Here is a 274-nt window from a genome sequence, read left to right on the forward strand (position 1 = left end):
TTGCTTTAGCATTTCTTTTTCTTTATCAGGGCGGAAAAATTGGTACAAAACCCATGCACCTAGTGCAATTAGAATAAATCCTCCCAGGCTAGCCGTTATTCTTGGTGATAATATCCTTTCAAGCCCATGTCCGATGGAGATGGCAATTAACAAGGTAAGAGCCGAGCAGGAGGCAATAATGATTATTGACTTTAGCGGCATGACCATTTTTCTTAATCCATAGGTTAAGCCGACACTAAAGCTGTCAAGACTTAGAGCAAAGGCTAAAATGAGA

Annotated in this window: 1 protein-coding gene; it reads right to left on the minus strand. The window is 40.5% G+C overall.

Annotated elements, in window-relative coordinates:
* A partial coding sequence (locus tag RYX56_RS22295; RefSeq protein WP_317124112.1) for a manganese efflux pump occupies nt 1-274 on the minus strand: 274 nt, incomplete at both ends.

It is taken from the genome of Alkalihalophilus lindianensis, assembly GCF_032843265.1.
Lineage (GTDB): Bacteria > Bacillota > Bacilli > Bacillales > Bacillaceae_D > Alkalihalophilus > Alkalihalophilus lindianensis.